The sequence below is a fragment of the Streptomyces sp. TLI_55 genome (genome assembly GCF_900206255.1).
Classification (GTDB): domain Bacteria; phylum Actinomycetota; class Actinomycetes; order Streptomycetales; family Streptomycetaceae; genus Streptomyces; species Streptomyces aquilus.
On sequence record NZ_OAOJ01000001.1, the window covers coordinates 9142556 to 9158321 of the forward strand.

The 15766-nt window shown below is 70.5% G+C and carries 13 protein-coding genes; 5 read left to right on the forward strand and 8 right to left on the reverse strand.

The genetic code is table 11. The features are described from left to right. Positions 1-49 precede the first annotated feature (49 nt). Complete coding sequence (locus CRP56_RS41745) at positions 50-1408, forward strand: NAD(P)/FAD-dependent oxidoreductase (protein WP_097273190.1); 1359 nt, start codon at positions 50-52, stop codon at positions 1406-1408. A gap of 219 nt (positions 1409-1627) precedes the next feature. Here CRP56_RS41745 and CRP56_RS41750 read toward each other — a convergent pair whose 3' ends face one another. Continuing rightward, complete coding sequence (locus tag CRP56_RS41750) at positions 1628-1852, reverse strand: hypothetical protein (protein WP_097273192.1); 225 nt, start codon at positions 1850-1852, stop codon at positions 1628-1630. 219 nt (positions 1853-2071) lie between these two features. Continuing rightward, on the reverse strand, positions 2072-2836 hold the full coding sequence (locus tag CRP56_RS41760; RefSeq protein WP_097275026.1) for a methyltransferase: 765 nt from the start codon (positions 2834-2836) through the stop codon (positions 2072-2074). Between the two features lie 181 nt (positions 2837-3017). On the opposite strand from CRP56_RS41760, the gene CRP56_RS41765 reads away from it, so the two are divergent. Further along, positions 3018-3956 carry a 2-hydroxyacid dehydrogenase gene (locus CRP56_RS41765; protein WP_097275028.1) on the forward strand — a complete coding sequence of 313 codons (939 nt, stop codon included), beginning with the start codon at positions 3018-3020 and terminating at the stop codon, positions 3954-3956. Between the two features lie 296 nt (positions 3957-4252). On the opposite strand, the gene CRP56_RS41770 is transcribed toward CRP56_RS41765, so the two are convergent. Next, on the reverse strand, positions 4253-6592 hold the full coding sequence (locus tag CRP56_RS41770; RefSeq protein WP_097275030.1) for an ATP-binding protein: 2340 nt from the start codon (positions 6590-6592) through the stop codon (positions 4253-4255). 270 nt (positions 6593-6862) lie between these two features. On the opposite strand from CRP56_RS41770, the gene CRP56_RS41775 reads away from it, so the two are divergent. Next, entirely contained in the window at positions 6863-7543 is a 681-nt protein-coding gene (locus CRP56_RS41775) for a DUF4232 domain-containing protein (RefSeq protein ID WP_097273195.1), read from the forward strand. 249 nt (positions 7544-7792) lie between these two features. Continuing rightward, on the forward strand, positions 7793-8830 hold the full coding sequence (locus tag CRP56_RS41780) for a C40 family peptidase (RefSeq protein ID WP_097273197.1): 1038 nt from the start codon (positions 7793-7795) through the stop codon (positions 8828-8830). 126 nt (positions 8831-8956) lie between these two features. Here CRP56_RS41780 and CRP56_RS47035 read toward each other — a convergent pair whose 3' ends face one another. Beyond that, positions 8957-9376, reverse strand: coding sequence for a PASTA domain-containing protein (locus CRP56_RS47035; RefSeq protein WP_257041735.1), 420 nt, complete (start codon positions 9374-9376; stop codon positions 8957-8959). A 116-nt stretch (positions 9377-9492) separates the two neighbouring features. Here CRP56_RS47035 and CRP56_RS41790 point away from each other — a divergent pair, with 116 nt between their 5' ends. After that, the gene (locus tag CRP56_RS41790; RefSeq protein ID WP_097273199.1) at positions 9493-10053 is read left to right on the forward strand and encodes a hypothetical protein; all 561 of its coding nucleotides are present in this window, start codon (positions 9493-9495) and stop codon (positions 10051-10053) included. Positions 10054-10344: 291 nt separating this feature from the next. Here the strand turns inward: CRP56_RS41790 and CRP56_RS41800 are convergent, their stop codons facing one another. The 4 genes from CRP56_RS41800 to CRP56_RS41815 all read right to left on the reverse strand — a co-directional run bounded on the left by CRP56_RS41800 (position 10345) and on the right by CRP56_RS41815 (position 15528). After that, positions 10345-12657: an FdhF/YdeP family oxidoreductase gene (locus CRP56_RS41800; protein ID WP_097273201.1), complete on the reverse strand. Its 2313-nt coding sequence runs from the start codon at positions 12655-12657 to the stop codon at positions 10345-10347. Between the two features lie 38 nt (positions 12658-12695). Next, the gene (locus CRP56_RS41805; RefSeq protein ID WP_097273203.1) at positions 12696-13313 is read right to left on the reverse strand and encodes an SRPBCC family protein; all 618 of its coding nucleotides are present in this window, start codon (positions 13311-13313) and stop codon (positions 12696-12698) included. A gap of 517 nt (positions 13314-13830) precedes the next feature. Further along, positions 13831-14469: a hypothetical protein gene (locus tag CRP56_RS41810; protein WP_097273205.1), complete on the reverse strand. Its 639-nt coding sequence runs from the start codon at positions 14467-14469 to the stop codon at positions 13831-13833. A 192-nt stretch (positions 14470-14661) separates the two neighbouring features. Next, positions 14662-15528, reverse strand: coding sequence for an AraC family transcriptional regulator (locus tag CRP56_RS41815; RefSeq protein WP_097273207.1), 867 nt, complete (start codon positions 15526-15528; stop codon positions 14662-14664). Positions 15529-15766: the final 238 nt, after the last annotated feature.

The window sequence follows — 15766 nt, forward strand, 5'->3', positions numbered from 1 at the left end:
TGCCGACGACCGGTCTAGAGAGTCAGGACCGAGAGGAACAGAGGACACCGTGCGTGAGATCTTGATCGTGGGCGGCGGGTACGCGGGCTTCTACACCGCGTGGGGCCTGGAGAAGAGACTGCGGCCGGGCGAGGCGCGCGTCACCGTCGTCGACCCCCGTCCGTACATGACGTACCAGCCCTTCCTGCCCGAGGTCGTGGCCGGTTCCGTAGAGGCCCGGCACGCGGCGGTCTCGCTGCGCCGTCACCTCCACCACACGCGTCTGGTGGCGGGCGTGGTGACGGAGATCCGCCACAGCGCGCGCACGGTCACGGTCCGCCCGGAGTCCGGGCCATCCCTCGACCTGCACTACGACGTGCTGGTGGTGACGGCGGGGGCGGTCACCCGCACCTTCCCGATCCCGGGGCTCGACGAGCGGGCGTACGGACTCAAGCACGTAGAGGAGGCGGTGGCGATCCGCGACCGCCTCCTCACCTCGTTCGACCGCGCGGCCGGTCTGCCGCGCGGGCCCGAACGCACCAAACTGCTCACCGTCACCGTCGTGGGCGGCGGATTCTCCGGAGTGGAGGGATTCGGTGAACTGCTGGCCCTGGCAACCGCGTTGCTCAAGCAGTACCCGGAGATCGACGCGGACGAACCGACCTTCCACCTGGTCGAGGCACGGGACCGCATCCTGCCCGAGGTCGGGGACCGGCCGGGCGCCTGGGTGGTGCGTTCACTGGAGAAACGGGGGGCGCGGGTGCACCTGAACACCCAGCTGATCTCCGCCGAGGACGGCCGGATGCGGCTGTCGGACGGCACCGAGTACGACTCGGGCCTGCTGGTGTGGACGGCCGGCAACGCCGCCAACCCGATCGTGCACAACCACAGCGACCTGCCCGTCGACGAGCGGGGCCTGCTCACCGTACGGGCGGATCTTCGGGTCGCCACGGACACCGAGGTGGTGCCCGACGTATGGGCGGCGGGGGATGACGCCTCGGTGCCCGATCTCGCGGCCGGCAAGCCGGACGCGCACACCGTGCCCAACGCCCAGCACGCCGTCCGGCAGGGCAAGCTGCTGGCGAAGAACATCCTGGCGTCGCTGCGCGGCCGTCCGACCAAGGACTACGTGCACCGCAGTCTCGGTGTGGTGGCCACACTCGGGCTCGGCCGCGGCATCTTCCAGTACCGGGGCCTGGTCATCAAGGGATTCCCGGCCTGGCTGATGCACCGTGGCTACCACGTTCTGGCCATACCGAGCTGGGAACGCAAGACGCGTGTGTTCGCCGTGTGGGTCACGGCCCTTCTCTACGGCCGCGACATCGTGTCGCTGGCGTCGGTGCAGCACCCGAGGGAGGCATTCGTCGCCCGCGGCGAACTGCGTCGCGGAGAGGAGCCTGCACAGCCCGGGGGCCGGCTCACGGCATGACGGCGCGGTACGGTCCGCGGCCGGCCCGTTGGACGCGCGGGCGCGGACCTCGGCGTCTCCCGCCTGCGCGAAGCTCGCCAGGATCTGCGGTGAGTTTGCGGCTTGTCGTGCTGCCGTCGCCCGGGTCGTCACCCCCGCCTGCCGTGGCCGGGGACTCTGCGGCGGCTTCGGCGGTTGCCGCGGCGCACGCGGCCTCCGGCTTCCTCGGCGACGGGAGGCTCACGGGGACGAGGCGGCCGCCGGGCCGGTGCCGGGCATGAGGGCCTCGCGGGCCCGCTGCACGGAACCGACCGCGTGGATCCGGGCGTCCCTCTCGGCGATCGCCTTCCGGAGCACCCCGAGCCGCCCTTCCAGGACGGCGGCCTCCGCGGCGAGCAAGACGGTGACATCGGCTGGGTCCGTCCGGCGGTCGGCGTCGCGAGGCCCGGGCACACGGAGCGCCACGAGCCGTCGGTACCGCATTGACCGGGTGGCGGAGGAAGCTGTGACAGAGCCGCCGTGTCACGGCAGTTCGCAGCCCGGGGACGGCGCGTCCTGCGCGAAGGGGGCGCCGTGCGGCAGGATGCGTCGCAGTGGTTCAGCGTGCCCTGCTTGACGAAGGCGTAAAGGGTGCCGTCGTGGTAGTGCCACCCGGTCGCCTTTCTGCGGCACCCGGGGGGCGTCTCACCGGTGGCCGCGCAGCCTTACGGCCAGGAGCTCCGACTTCTCGTACCCGGGGAGCGGGGCGAACCCGTGCGCTGCCAGCTCGCGGGTCAGCTGGGCGCGCGTCGCGGGCCACATCCAGAACGTCTCTGTGTGTTCCCGCAGCACGTCCTCAGCGTCCCTGACCCAGTAGTCGGCGCGGGTCCGGATGCGGTAGCCGACGGCGGACATCGTCATGCGCCCGCCGTAGACGTGTGTGCCGACCCGCTTGTCGGCGAGCAGGCGCACGACGGTGCGGGCCGGGAGCCGGGCCGGCGGCAGCTGCACAAACAGCCTGCCGCCGGAGGTGAGGGCCCTGCCGAGCGCGGGCCACAACTTCTCGCGCACGCCGGGTGGCAGACAGCCGACCATGTTGTGGCAGACGGCCACGTCCGCGACCGCGTCCAGCGCGGCTTCGTCCAGGGGGTGCGGGTGCACGGTGACCCGGTCCCGCTGCTCGGAGGGCAGGGCTGCGAGCCGGGTCAGCAGCGACGTACGCATAGCCCGGGCCGGTTCGACGGCGTGCACGTCGGCCCGGGAGTCGGCGAGGGCAAGCATGGTCACCCGCCCGGTACCGGCCCCGACGTCCAGGACGCCGGTGCGGGCGTCGGCGACCTGGCGTGCGTAGAGCCGACGGACCCGCGCCTCGTCCGCGTCGGCCTGCAAGATGTCGTAGAACTCCGCGGTGACCGCGTAGGAGTCGTCTTCTCGTCGGAGGCCGGGCTGCCCGCTGAGGATAGTGTGCATGCCCGACATGACAACGTATGGGTCGAACGTGTGACAGCGAGGGCAGAGGGAAGAGGCGCGGACCGTTGTCACAGAATCACACGGTGCGCAGTCAATGGTCCGGCTCCGTCCGCGACCTTTCGGGACGTTCCGAGACCGGACCGGAGCCCCGGAAAACGTCGTGAGAGCGGAGTACGTCGTCATGAGCGCGCGATCCACCCAGGTATGGCTGCCCGCACAGTTCAGCCGCCTCACCGATCTGCCCCCGGGCCTCGACTACGCCCGCTGGGACGGCCGTTCGGCCTTTCCCACGGACCCGGCGGAGGTCGAGTTCTACGTACCCCCGCTGACCAAGGACATCGGCGTCATTGCCCGGCCGCTGACCCGGATGACTCGGCTGCGGGCGGTGCAGGCGCTCAGCGCCGGAACCGACGAGCTGCGGGCGGCACTGGACCGGCTGCCCCGTGAGGTGACGTTGTGCAACGCCAAGGGGGTGGCGGCTGCCGGCACCGCCGAGCTGGCCCTGACGCTGATTCTCGCCAGCCTGCGCGGCATACCGGAGTCGCTCCGCGCCCAGGACCGGGAGGACTGGGACCCGCGGACCTTCTCCACCCTGTACGAGCGGTCCGTTCTCATCGTCGGTCACGGAGCTGTCGGCACAGCCGTGGAAGAGCTCCTGACACCCTTCGGCTGCGCCGTCACCCGCGTCGGCCGCGCGGACAGAGACACCCCCCAAGGGCCGGTGCGCTCCGTGTCACTGCTGCCCCGGCTCGTCGCGGACGCCGACGTGATCGTGCTGTGCACTCCGCTGACCGCGGCGACCCGCGGGCTCTTCGATGCCGCACTGCTGTCCCGTGTCAAGGACGGCGCCCTGCTCGTGAACGTGTCCCGGGGCGCGGTCGTCGACACCGACGCCCTGCTGAAGGAGGTGTACGGCGGCCGGCTGCGGGCCGCCCTCGACGTGACCGACCCCGAACCGCTCCCGCCGGGCCACCCGCTCTGGACCGTGCCCGGCGTCCTGCTCACCCCGCACGTCGGCGCCTTCACTCCCGGCCTGTGGCCCCGTCTCGAAGCGCTCGTGCGACGGCAGCTGACCCGGTTCGCCGCGGGCGGTCAACTGGAGAACGTCGTCACACGCTGACACCAGGCCGCCCGAGAGGCACACGTCTGCGTCCTCACCGGTCTTGTGGCCGCGTCGGCAGCTCACCCGGCGCGCGAAGATCGGCGGCCCGACCGCGTTCCTATTGACGGAGACCACCCGGCGCACGCCCACAGCCCCTTCCTCGGCGCCCGCCCGCGCGCAATGGACCTCCTGCCAGGCCCCGGCGCCTTCGTCACGCAGACCAGTTACCGGGAGTGGCTCGCCGACCGCCCCGCCCCCGAGGCCAGCTCCTGACCCCGCTCGCCCCGGACTCACCGTCTCGTGACCCTTCGGGCTCAGCCGGCGGCGGAGGCCCCGTCGTGGGTGTCGAGGGCAGCCAGTGCAGCCGTGGCCTCGACGTGGAGCGGGCTGTTCAGCGCCGCGAGAGCGTCCCGGGCGGTGAGCAGCGTCTGCCGGGCCTCGGGGTGCCTGATGCCACTGAGCGCACGCCCCAGGTCCAGGCGGGCCTGCTCGGCCCAGATGGGCATGTGTGCCGCCTCGAAGTCGGCGAGTGCCCGGCGCAGTGGCGCTTCGGCCTGGTGCCAGCGCTCCAGGGCCACCAGGTCGTTGCCGATCTGCTGGTGGGCGACCGCGTGATACAGGCTCACCAACTCGTCCGTGCGGCCGGGAAATCCCGTCCGGCAGATCCGCTCGCTACGGCGGTGGATCTCCAGCGCCTCCGCCGCCCGGCCGGTGTGCCGCAGCAGGTTGCCCAGGGTGTTCAGGATGGTCAGCTCGGCCGGCCGGGCCTCGGGGGCGTCCAGCGCCGCGAGGCGGCGGGCCGACTCCCGCAGCCGGTCGTGCGCGTCCTCGGCCCTGCCCTGCCGGTGCAGGGCGCCTGCGCCGTAGCCGAGCGCCCAGCCCTCCTGAAGCCCGTCCCCGCACTCACGGGCGGCCTCCAGCGCGGCGTCGGCCGCGGTCAGGGCGGCCTCCGGGTTGTGCGCGCAGAGGTTGTGGGCCCAGGCGAGATAGTTGAGGTGGACCGCTTCTTGCCGGCGGTCGCCCAGGGCGCGTGCTGAGTCGGTGGCCCAGGTGAACACCTCCACCCACTGTTCCCAGTGCTGGGTCATGTCGGAGAACCAGTGCATGGCCTGCGCGGTGTCGAGGACCTGCTGGTGCCAGCCGGAGCGGTGCGCCCGGTGCAGCGAGGCCAGCCACTGCGCCCGCTCGGCCTCCAGCCACCCCCGTGCCTCGCTCTTGCCGACCGGTGCCGTGTCGGGATCGGGGTCCTGGGCGGGTGTGGTCCGCTCCTGGTGGACCTCGTAGTGGAGCGCGGCGGCGGTGGCCCGTTCGAGCATCCAGCGCGCCGTACGGTCCAGGGCGGCGTCGCGGATGTCGGGACCGTCCTCCGACTCGGCCTGTTCGAGGGCGTAGAGCCTGAGCAGATCGTGAAAGCGGTACCGCTCGGCGACGGCGTCGCTCTGGAGCAGCCCGGCGTCGGTGAGCTCCTCGGCGCAGTCGACGGCCTCGTCGAAGGAGAGGTCGGCCAGCAGGGCACCGGTCTCAGGGCTGAAGTCAGGGCCGGCGGCCAGCGCGGCGCGGCGCAGGAAGGTCCGTGTGACGGACGGGAGTTGACGGTAGGAGAGGGCGAACGCGGCACGCACCCGAAGGCTTCCGGCCTGGAGCCCGTCGAGGCGGCGTCCTTCGGCGGCCAGGCGGGTGACGAGTTTGGCGAGGCGTTCGTGCGGCCGGCTGAGGAGGCGCTGTCCGGCGATGCGGACCGCCAGCGGCAGGTGCCCGCACAGGTCGGCGAGGTCACGGGCCGCCTGGGCCTCGGCCAGGACGCGTTCCGGGCCGAGGATACGGGTCAGGAGTTCGACGGCCTCCTCGCGACGCAGCAGTGCCAGATCGGTGCGGTGGACGGAGTCCAGGCCCGCCAGGGAGTTGCGGCTGGTGACCAGGGTCAGCGACGGCCCGGAACCGGGCAGCAGGGGGAGGACCTGGTCCTCGTCGACGGCGTTGTCGAGCAGCAGGAGCACCCGGCGCTCACTCAGCAGTGACCGCCACAGGGCGGCGCGCTCGTCGAGGCCGTTGGGTATCGCGGCGTCGGCGATGCCCGACGCGGCGAGGAGCCGGGCCAGCGCGTCCCTGGGCGGAGTCGGCTCCGCGTCCATGCCGCGCAGGTCCAGGGCGAACTGTCCGTCGGGGAAGCGCGGGGCGAGGCGATGCGCGGCGTGGACGGCGAACGCCGTCTTGCCCAGCCCGGGTTGACCGGTGATCACGGAAACCGGGGAGACCGCCGTCGGTTCCGCGGGCTGCTCGCCGACCGGTTTCCCGTCGTCGAGGGTTGCCGCCAGCTCCAGCAGACACGCGAGTGCCGGGCCCCGTGCGGTGAAGTCCCGGATGTCGCGCGGCAGGGCCAGTGTGTTCGGCCCGGCGGGAGCGGTGGCGGCACGGGGACGTGGTCGCCCCAGTGCGGCGGACTTCTCCAGATCCGCAGCCTCGTCGCCGTCCAGCTTCAGTGCCTCGGCGAGTGCCTGGACCGTGCGGCGCTGTGGCCCGAGCGTGCGCCCGCGTTCCATGTCGGTCAGGGCCCTGACGCTGACCCCGGCCGCCTCGGAGAGTGCCTCCTGGCTGAGCCCGGCACGGGTCCGGAAGTGTCGCAGTTGCTGGCTGAATTCGTCGCCGGCCGGCATGGCACCGCGCACCGTTGAGATCCCCGATCGTCCGGCTCTCCCTGCGCGAGCCCCCGGCAGAAGTATGACGGACGGTACTTCTGCCGGGAGAACCGCCTGGTGGCGAGGGTTTCGCGGTGATCGACTGAGGCCCGACGCGAACGGCGTCGCAGTCCGCCCGGGCTCGTGTCAGGGCGCGGGCGGACTGCCGTACGCGTCATACCCGACCGATCGTTCCGGCCACCGGCAACAGGCCGGTGGTTCTGCACCACTTCACCGGGGGAACCCACCATGACCGCTGTCTTCGCCCGCTCCACGATGCTGGCCGTCGCCGGTACGGCACTGGCCCTTTCGCTCACCGCCTGCCAGGGCGGCGCCGACGACAACGCGGCGACCACGCCGCCCACTTCGGCCACCGCGACGGCGACGGCAGGCGCGTCCGCACCGGCCGCGACCGCGGACTCGGCTGGATCGACGGCGTCGGGCCAGTCCTCGGGATCGGCCGGCTCCGGCACCTCCGACGGCTCGACCGGCCGCCAGGCGAGCACCTCCACGCCCGCGTGCACCGCCGCCGACGTCACCGTCACCGCGGCCAAGCAGGACGGCCCGCCCTACACCCATCTCGTCCTCACCGCGAAGAACACCTCGGGGCACCCCTGCCGCCTGGCGGGCTTCCCGCACGTCCAACTCCTGGAGAGCCACAAGCAGGACGTCCCGTCCGTGGCCAAGAGCAAGCCCGCCGCTCCGGTCGTGCTGTCCGCGGGAGCCCCGGCCTACGCCCTGCTCAAGGTCTCGGACGGCGGAACCGACGAGGACAACGAACCCGTGTCGGCGTTCTCGGTGATGCTGGAGGGGGACTCGACGGTCATCGCTGTTACCGCGCCCGGACCGGACGGCATCGCGGCTGACCCTGCCCAGGCCCTGGTCGGTTACTGGACCCCCGAACTCCGCAACGGCGCCGACGACTTCTGACCGCCACACCCGTTCCCGGCGGCTGCCCCGTCGGGAACGGGGGCGCCCGCCTGTGAATGATGCGTAGGCCAAGAGTGAAGAATGTGGCCGAAGTTGTTCGCTTCAAACTTTGAAATGATTACAAGAAGATCACTAAAGTGAGATCTCGAACCCTCGCACGGATGATCGCTCGCACGACGTGAGCGGCCGTGGAGGGCGCCGTCCACGTGGCTGCCGTGTGGGCGGTGAAGGAAGAAGGAGTTCGTCTTCGTGGCGCTTCACCGCCGACCCAAGCCGCAGAGCCGCACCCGCGTGAGTGTCCTCACCGCGACCGCGACCGCGGCCGCTGCCGTGGCTCTCACCTCCCAGGCCGCCAACGCGGCCCCGAAGCCGACCAAGAGCGAGGTGAAGTCACAGGTCGACAAGCTCTACGAGGAGACGGAGCGAGCCACCAACCAGTACGACGGGGCCAAGGAGAAGCAGGAGAAACTGCAGAAGGAGATCGGCCTGATCCAGGACAAGGTCGCCCGCGAGCAGGACGAGCTCAATGAACTGCGCACGGGGCTGGGAACGATGGCGAGCGCCCAGTACCGCTCCGGTGGCATCGACCCCTCACTCCAGCTGCTGCTCTCCGCCGACCCGGACGACTACCTCGACAAGGCGTCCACGCTCGAGTCGCTCTCCGCGCAGCAGCTGGAGTCGCTGAAGAAGGTGCAGACGAAACAGCGTGAGCTGGCCCAGCAGCGTGCCGAGGCGACGGAGAAGCTGAAGGACCTCGCCACCACCCGCACCGAACTCGGCGAGAAGAAGAAGGAGATCCAGGGCAAGCTCAGCAAGGCGCAGAAGCTGCTGAACTCCCTGACCGCCGCCGAGCGCCAGGAGATCGCGGACACCGAGGCGCGTGCCAGCCGCACGGCGGCGGAGCGCGTCGACCTCGGCAACGAGGCGGCCGCCTCCCCCTTCGGCGCGGCAGCCCTGAACGCTGCCGCTTCCCAGATCGGCAAGCCGTACGCGCGGGGCGGCACCGGCCCCAACTCGTACGACTGCTCCGGTCTGACGCAGTGGGCGTACGCGGAGGCCGGGGTGCACATATCCCGCGTCACCTACACCCAGGTCAACGACGGAACCCGGATCGGGATGAGTGCGCTCAAGCCCGGTGACCTGGTCTTCTTCAACAACACCGAGCACGTCGGCCTCTATGCGGGCAACAACCAGGTGCTGCACGCCCCGTACCCGGGTGCCTACGTGCGCTACGAGTCGATGAGCACGATCGGATCGTTCCAGTTCGGCGTACGTGTGACGGGCTGACGTCGGCCCGGCCGAGCGCGTACGGCTACGTAGAGTGGGGCAGCTCACTCATGATCGAGGGATCACCGAAGCCCCGCGGCGAGGGCCCGGGTCTCGGGGGCGGCCGGGCCAGTCGGTGGGGGAGTATCAGCAGCTCTCGTCGTCCTTGACCGCGTACAAGGTCACCGGCGTGTCCGTGGGATGCGTGCCCGCCTGCGGCTCCTGGCTGCACACCGTCCAGTTACGGTCATAGATCTGCAGGCGGCCCTGTCCGCTGGCGTCCTGATCGTCGAGGACGTAGAACCCGGCGGCCTGCGCCTCGTCCTGCGCCGCTTGCAGGTCCTGGCCCACCAGATCGGGCAGCGTCGCGGTCTCCGCGCCGACCTCGTCCTCGACGGCGGGCGCGGACGGGGCCGCGTCTTGGACGGAACGGTCGTCCGCCGAGCCATCGGTGCCCTGGACGCTGCTGTGCGACGAGCTGGAGCCGGTGCCGTCGCTGCCCTCGCAGGCCGCGAGTGTGAGCAGCGCGGCGGCAGCGAGCGCGGCCGCAACAGTACGTGTGCGCATGTGGCCCTCACCATGGTGCGTGATCTGAGAGAGCATCATGCGGCGCGTGGAGTCGGCAGGGAGGCACGGTGATGTTCCTGTGACACGAATGGGTGAGGTGAGGGCAAACTGTCGCGGTGAAGATGACAGAAAGCTACGCCGCCACCGTCGCCGCGGTGGCACCGGTGATCCTGCTGGTGGCAGTGGTCGAGATCAACAACCGCCGTCAACGGGTGCGGGAGTTGTACGAATCCCTCACGGGCCCCATCACCCTGATCCGTGCGATGTTCCGCGAAGGCGGTGATCCTTCTGCGCAGCAGGTGGAAGACGTTGCACGGCAGGTGCGGGCGACGAATGTGGGGGCACGGGCAGGTCTGGCCATGGTGTTGTACGTCCTGTCCGCCGTCGCGATCATCACGCTGTTGTTCCTCGCCGAGCTTGCGGCCCTGCTGTGGCTGACCGGGTCGCCGACGGAAACGGCTCCGGGCGTGGCGCTCTTCTGCGCAGTGGCCTTGGGGGCCGGGTTCGCGTGGGTCGCTTACGCTCCGATGCTCGCCCTCGTTCTCCCGATATCCCGCAACCTCTTGTACGTCCTGGGCGGAGTTGCAGATTATCGGCGCTTTCTTCGCCTTCTGCGGCACTACCGTGCTCAGGGCACTGCCAGTACCCAGGCGGCCCCCGACGCTCCGGACGCGTGACACGGCACGCGGGCGGGGGCATGTACTCCATCCCCCACGCACACCATCGTGGTCGGCCTCGACTTGTCCGAAGCCCAACTGGCCGCGGCGGCAAGCACGATGGGAGCGGCCCGCCACCCGCGGGTGCGAGGCGCCGCCGAACAGCAGCCCTTCGCCGCCGACACCTTGGACGTGGTGTTCAACATCGCCAGCCCGTGGTTCGAAGCCTGCGACGACGAAGCCGCCAGCCCCGTGACCATGACGCTGCAGAAAACCCAGGGTGGAGCCTGCCGCGATGCCGCACCGCCACGTTCAGTCGGATGTGGGCGTCGTGCGGGAGGAGCGGGTTTCGAGGCGCACGACGATGCCCTTGGAGGTGGGCTGGTTGCTGATGTCGGCGACGCTGTCGAGCGGCACCAGGACGTTCGTCTCCGGGTAGTAGGCGGCGGCCGAGCCCTGGGCCGTCGGATAGGGGACCACTGCGAACTCCTCGGCGCGCCGCTCGGTACCGTCCCCCCAGACACTGACCAGGTCGACCTGGTCACCTTCGGCGAGACCGAGCTCGCGGAGGTCGACGGGGTTGACGAGTACGACATGGCGGCTGCCGTGGATACCGCGGTAGCGGTCGTTCTGCGTGTACGGCACGGTGTTCCACTGGTCGTGCGAGCGCAGGGTCTGCAGCAGCAGATGGCCTGCGGGCGCGCGCGGCACCACCGGTTCGTTGCAGGTGAACAGGGCTTTGCCGACCGCGGTGCGGAACACGCCTTCGTTCACGGCGTTGGGCAGCTGGAAGCCGCCCGGCCGGCTGACGCGCGCGTTGAAGTCGTGGAACCCCGGGACGATACGGGAGATGCGGTCGCGGATCGTGCCGTAGTCCCCTTCGAAGTCGTCCCAGGGGATGTCCGCCCGGCCGTCGAGGGTCCGCCGGGCCAGCCGGCACAGGATCGCGACCTCGCTGAGCAGGACAGGGGAAGCCGGTTCCAGGCGCCCTTGGGAGGTGTGCACCTGGCTCATGGAGTTCTCCACCGTGACGAACTGCTCGCCCGAGGCCTGCAGGTCACGTTCGGTACGGCCGAGGGTCGGCAGGATCAGTGCCGTGGCACCGCAGACGGTGTGCGACCGGTTCAGCTTGGTGGAGATGTGAGCGGTCAGCCGGCAGGTACGCATTGCCTCCTCGGTGACCGCGCTGTCGGGGGCGGCCCGTACGAAGTTCCCGGCCAGTGCGAGGAACACCTTCACACGGCCCTCGCGCATCGCTTTGATCGAGTTCACCGAGTCCAGCCCGTGCGGACGCGGCGGGTCGAAGCCGAACTCCTCCTGGAGCGCGTCGAGGAAGGAGTCGGGCATCTGCTCCCAGATGCCCATGGTGCGGTCGCCCTGGACGTTGCTGTGTCCGCGCACCGGGCAGGCGCCGGTGCCGGCCCGCCCGAGGTTCCCGCGCAGCATCAGGAAGTTGACGATCTCCCGGACGGTGGGCACCCCGTGCTTGTGCTGGGTGATGCCCATCGCCCAGCAGACGATGACGCGTTCGCTTTGCAGGACCTCGTCGCGGACCTGCTCGATCTCCTGGTGGGTCAGTCCGGTCGCGGCGCGTACGTCGTCCCAGTCGACGGTGCGGGCGTGGCGGGCGAACTCCTCGAAGCCGGAGGTGTGGGCGTCGATGAAGTCGTGGTCCAGGACGGTTCCCGGCCGGGCGGCCTCGGCCTCCAGCAGCAGGCGGTTGAGGGCCTGGAACAGGGCGAGGTCCCCGCCGGGCTTGATGTGCAGGAAGCGGTCGGCGATCTGGGTGCCGCGGCCGACGACTCCCCGGGGTTTCTGCGGGTTCTTGAAGCGCCGCAGCCCCGCCTCCGGCAGCGGATTGACCGCGACGATCCGGCACCCGTTGCGCTTGGCCGTCTCCAGTGCGGTGAGCTGGCGGGGATGGTTGCTTCCGGGGTTCTGTCCGACCAGGAAGATCAGGTCGGCATGGTGGAGGTCGTCCAGACTGACAGTGCCTTTGCCGGTGCCCAGCGTCTCATTGAGGGCGAATCCGCTGGACTCGTGGCACATGTTGCTGCAGTCGGGCAGGTTGTTGGTGCCGAAGGCGCGGGCGAAGAGCTGCAGGACGAAGGCGGCCTCGTTGCTGGCGCGCCCCGAGGTGTAGAAGACGGCCTCGTCCGGGGAGTCGAGCGTGGTGAGTTCCTCAGCGAGCACGCCCAGGGCGTCGTCCCAGCTGATCGGCTCGTAGTGGTCGGAGTCAGGACGCTTGATCATCGGCTCGGTGAGCCGCCCCTGCTGGTTGAGCCACATGTCGGAGCGGCCGGCGAGATCGGAGACGCTGTGCTGCCGGAAGAAGTCGGCGGTGATACGGCGCCTGGTCGCCTCGTCGTTGATGTGTTTGGCGCCGTTCTCGCAGTACTCGTTGCGATGGCGCTGCCCAGGAGCCGGATCCGCCCAGGCACAACCGGGACAGTCGATGCCGCCGACCTGGTTCATGGCCAGCAGGTCCACGCCCGTCTTGCGCGGGGAGGTCTGTTCCAGGGAGTACTCCAGCGCGTGCACGACTGCCGGGACTCCGGCCGCCCACTTCTTCGGCGGCGTCACGGAAAGGGTGCTCTCCGTCTCCTCGGCGGGCGGGTTCTGCATGGGGTTCGCCTTTCTCTTGCCGGGTTCCGGTGCGCGGGTCAGCCGACGGGCCAGTGAGCCACGCGGCTACGGGGCGGCTCCGGGTGGTCGTGCTGCACCCGGCCGTTGCGGATGGTGCTCCGCCAGCCTCCGCTCGCCTGCCCCAGGCCCTCGATGAACCCCTTGAAGTTCCGCAGTTCGCGGTGCAGCAGCCGGGCGATCAGCCGCGTGGCGTGCGGCGAGCCGGTGAGCACCTTCGCGACCCCCCGTGGCCGCAGCAGTACCCGGACGGTGACGGCCGTGCCGCCCTCTTGCGTCGGACGGAACTCCACTTCGCCCTGGTGCGAGGGGTGCTGCTCCAGACCGCGCCAGGCCAGGTAGGCATCGGGATCCTGCTCGACGATCTCCACGGCGAAGCGGTGGCGCAGCGGGCCGTAGCCGAGAGTCCAGACGGTCACGGTCGGCCTGAGCTGCTCGACCCCGCGCACCACGGTCGTGAACCGGGGGAACGTCTTGAACTGCGTCCACTGGTCGTACGCCGTACGCACCGGCACGCTGACCTCGACCACCTCCTCGACGTGCCGCTCCCGCAGCGGCCGACGCCGAGTGTCGCCGTCGCCGGCAGTTGTTCCTGCAGGGTCCGGGTCAGCCTGTTGCAGGTCGTGATCGCGCGCCATCGTCGCCTCTCCTGCGCTGCGAGGGCCGGGCCGCTCACCTCCGGCGCCTCTCGTGTGTCATGGGCTCCTCTCCCGGTTCCCCGATTGCGGTGTCCGAGACGCCCCGGCGCGGAAAGATTCCGGCAGGTGGCGTACATGCCGGCTGACAGCAGCTTGCCGGGACGGGCGGAGATGACCGCCGTCATCGGCGGAGGACCGCAGGGGGCGACCGGTGCGGCTGCTGACAGGATCGCGTGGCACGGTCGGCACCCCTATGCCGCCCCGTCCGGTCGGCCGCAGCGCATGCCTGGCCGGCATCGGCCGGCCGTGTTCCACGATGTTCAGCAGCCCCGTCAGCAGCCGCAGCGTCGCCGGAGCACGCGGGAAGCAGAGCTCCGCACGGGGCCGAATCACCAGTCAGGCCTCGCGCAACCAATCGAAAGCCAGCAGTCAACTTCCAGCCGGCACGTCCATGCACGGAAGCGGAACTGACGGCACCTTTCTTCGGCGACCTCACGGACGAGTTCCCGAGAAGTCGCTAGAACGGGGCCTCCAACGCCGCACGTCGCAGTGCCCTGGTCATCGCCGGTAGGTCCGGGGCGTCCCCCTCCGGCGAGGAGACGTGTTGTCCGAGCAGTTCCGGCGTCAGTCGGCGGGCCTCGGCGTGCTCCATGAGGAGTGCGCGGGCGGGCTTGCCGTAGCCGACGTACTCGTCCAGCAGTCTGTGGGCCTTGTCGCGCTCCACGAACCGGCTCATCCCGCCGTCCAGACCGTCGTCCTTGAGGCCTTCGGGGTAGGGGGTGCGGGCCCAGGCGCCCTTGTCGTACCAGTAGACGCAGCCCAGCTCGTTCCCCGCGAGGCGGTCGCGCAGCTCTTCGTGGGGAAGCCAGTCAGGGCCGCCCGCCAGCATGTCGACCGACGGCTCGTGCCACTTGCATTCGCTGGATTCGTCCTCGCCGTACAGCACGTACCGGCCACCGCCCAAGCGGGAGAACGTCCACCAGGTGCAGCCGCTGTCGTCGAGGTGCAGTCCCTCGTCGTCGATCCAGGTACCGGTCCGGTGGCGCGCACGCTCGGCCTCGGTGGTCGCCGCCACGACGGCCACGAGCGCCCATCGCGCCCACAGCACCTCGGGGTCCGGAAGGTCCTCCGGCAGTCCTGGCCTCTGGATCGTCATCTGCTCTCCCCGTCGTCGATCATGACCGACCGTACCGTGCGGCACGGACAGGCCGGTGTGGCCGGGGCACGTACCTTCCGCCGGGCTGGCACGATCGAGGGGATCAAGCGGGTCGTGGGACCGTTCCTGGCGAAGAGACCGCACGGCCGGCCGGAAGGCCGGCTCTCGCCCGCCCCCGGCCGGACCCCCTTGTCAGCCGAGTTCCGCTTCCACCGGGAGCCACAGTTCGGCGTCGGCCTCGCTTGTCCCGGGGGACAGGCGGGTGCGCAGGATCTCGGGTCCGGTGCGGCTGCGGTACGGGTTCGACGGGAACCACTCGGTGAAGACGTCCCGCCACAGCTCCTGAATGGCCTGCGGCGCCGGCCCCGAGGTGGTGAAGACCGCCCAGGTACCGGCCGGCACGGTCAAGGTGGTGGTGCCCTCAGGGGCAGCCGCGGAGGTGATCACCGCGTAGTAGTAGTCGAGCTCGGTGCCCTCGGCGCGGCTGGGGTCAAGATCGTCGCAGACCGCGACGATCCCCTCCGGCTCCTGGTCCGACAACTGATTCAGCCGCTCCGCCATCTGCGGGTCGATGCCGCGCACGAAGTCGATGATCGCCTGGTTCGGCCCCACATGAACCAGCGGTACACGCTTCTTGAGCCCCACGACGCTGAAGTCCGCCTTGTCCACAACGCGATATCGCATGCTGCTGCTCCCTTCGACGATGAGACGGAAGGCCATCCGGGGCTGAGAGCTGAGTGCCGCGCCCGTACGTCGTGCCTCGCCCGGGCCGACGCCGTGCATGGCGCGGAACGCCCGAGCGAACGCCTCGCCGGAGCCGTAGCCGTAGCGCACCGCGATCTCCAGCAGCGTTGCCCGACCCGCGAGCACATCGGCTCCCGCGAGGGTCAGCCGACGGCGCCGGATGTATTCCGACAGCGGCATGCCCGCGAGCGCCGAGAACATCCGACGGAGGTGATACTCCGAGGTGGCCGCGACGCGGGCGAGTTCGGCCACCTCGATGTCCTGGTCGAGACGGCACTCGATGTGCTCCATGGCCTGGTTGAGCCGCTCCAGCACGCCCGTATTCCTTCCTCTTGACGACCACCACGCTAGGCAGGGCTCACCCTGCCCGACCCGACATCCTGTGCCCGATCAAGTCGGGTGCGCACGAACGCCAGGACGGTGGCCGCTGGGACACGTCCGCCGGCAACGGGCGGCAAGCCGTATCCCTCACTGCCCGGGGCAGCTGTGCACCGAGCGCGAACGGAAATCCGGGGCACGACGAGCAACCTGGCGGACCACCATGAGGGTCTCC

Coding starts and splice junctions, on each gene's coding strand:
- CRP56_RS41805 (WP_097273203.1), bottom strand. CDS start 13,313: ATGGCGCGCGATCACGACCTGCAACAGGCTGACCCGGACCCTGCAGGA.
- CRP56_RS41760 (WP_097275026.1), bottom strand. CDS start 2,836: ATGCACACTATCCTCAGCGGGCAGCCCGGCCTCCGACGAGAAGACGAC.
- CRP56_RS41765 (WP_097275028.1), top strand. CDS start 3,018: ATGAGCGCGCGATCCACCCAGGTATGGCTGCCCGCACAGTTCAGCCGC.
- CRP56_RS41810 (WP_097273205.1), bottom strand. CDS start 14,469: ATGACGATCCAGAGGCCAGGACTGCCGGAGGACCTTCCGGACCCCGAG.
- CRP56_RS47035 (WP_257041735.1), bottom strand. CDS start 9,376: ATGCGCACACGTACTGTTGCGGCCGCGCTCGCTGCCGCCGCGCTGCTC.
- CRP56_RS41770 (WP_097275030.1), bottom strand. CDS start 6,592: ATGCCGGCCGGCGACGAATTCAGCCAGCAACTGCGACACTTCCGGACC.
- CRP56_RS41775 (WP_097273195.1), top strand. CDS start 6,863: ATGACCGCTGTCTTCGCCCGCTCCACGATGCTGGCCGTCGCCGGTACG.
- CRP56_RS41800 (WP_097273201.1), bottom strand. CDS start 12,657: ATGCAGAACCCGCCCGCCGAGGAGACGGAGAGCACCCTTTCCGTGACG.